Origin of the sequence: Nonomuraea sp. NPDC052265, assembly GCF_044547985.1 — a bacterium.
GTDB lineage: Bacteria > Actinomycetota > Actinomycetes > Streptosporangiales > Streptosporangiaceae > Nonomuraea.
In genome coordinates this window covers 1-1,417 of sequence record NZ_JBIUBJ010000069.1, presented here as the reverse complement: position 1 = coordinate 1,417, position 1,417 = coordinate 1, and the positions used below count along the sequence as shown (strand labels likewise).

1 protein-coding gene is annotated in these 1,417 nt (G+C 68.0%); it reads right to left on the bottom strand.

Annotated features, from left to right (window positions below):
• Positions 1 to 58 precede the first annotated feature (58 nt).
• Entirely contained in the window at positions 59 to 1,300 is a 1,242-nt protein-coding gene (locus ACIHAD_RS48850) for an IS256 family transposase (RefSeq protein ID WP_397361750.1), read from the bottom strand.
• Between the last annotated feature and the right edge of the window lie 117 nt (positions 1,301 to 1,417).

Here is a 1,417-nt window from a genome sequence, read left to right as displayed (position 1 = left end):
GGTCACGTCCACGGACGTGGTGTATGAATCGATCTTCGCGTGATCCTGTTTTTGCAGGTTAAGCGCTAAGTGTCTGCGGGAGCGGGTTCTGGGCCGGTGTGTCGCCGGCGATGAGCCGGATGCGGGCTTTGGCCAGGATGTCCAGGCCCATGTAGCGGCGGGCTTCGGTCCATTCGTCGGTCTGCTCGGCCAGGACCGCGCCGACGAGGCGGATGATGGCGGCTCGGTCGGGGAAGATGCCGACCACGTCGGTGCGGCGGCGGATCTCCTTGTTCAGCCGCTCTTGGGGGTTGTTGGACCAGATCTGGCGCCAGGTCTCGCGGGGGAAGGCGGCGAAGGCGAGCAGGTCCTCGCGGGCGGCGTCCAGATGCTGGCAGGCGGCCGGGTATTTGGCCTCCAGGGCGTCGATGACCCAGGCGTGCTGGGTGCGGACTTGCTCGGCGGCAGGCTGGTCGAAGATGGTGCGCACCAGGGTGGCCACCCAAGGCTGGGCGCTCTTGGGCACGGTGGTGAGCAGATTGCGCAGGTAGTGGGTGCGGCAGCGCTGCCAGGCGGCGCCGGGCAGGGCGGCGCCGATCGCCTCGACGAGGCCGCGGTGGGCATCGGAGACGACCAGTTGAACGCCGGACAGGCCGCGCGCGACGAGACCACGCAGGAAGGCCAGCCAGCCGGCGCCGTCCTCGGCGGAGGTGACGTCCAGGCCGAGGACCTCGCGCTGGCCGTTGGCGTTGACCCCGGTGGCGACCAGCGCGTGCACGTTGATGGTTCGCCCGCCCTCACGCACCTTCTGGGTCAGCGCGTCCAGCCAGACGAAGGTGTAGGGGCCGGCGTCGAGCGCGCGGGTGCGGAACGCCTCGACCTGCTCATCCAGCACCTTGGCCATCTGGCTGACCTGGCTCTTGGAGATGTGCTTGATCCCGAGCTGCTCGACCAGCTTGTCCACCCGCCGGGTCGACACCCCGAGCAGGTAGGACGTGGCGACCACGCTGACCAGCGCCTGCTCCGCGCGGCGGCGCCGCTCCAGCAGCCAGTCCGGATAGTAGGAACCCTGCCGGAGCTTAGGGATGGCCAGGTCGATGGTGCCGACCCGGGTATCCCACTCACGCGCCCGGTAACCGTTGCGGGAGTTGGTCCGCTCGCTGCTGCGCTCGCCGTAGCCGGCCCCGCACAGGCTGTCGGCCTCGGCCGACATCAACGTCTCGGCCATGGTCTTCACCATGGATCGCAACATGTCCGGGTCGCCGGTCTCGATCTGCTGCGCCAGCCACAGGGCAGGCGTCACACTGTTGTCCGCGGTCATCGCTGTTCTCCTTCTTGGAATCGTTGCTACGAAGGATCACGCGATGGCCGTACTCATTTCACGGCGCCACACCTGTTGACCAGGTCAAACTCGTACACCACTTCCGTGGACGCAACC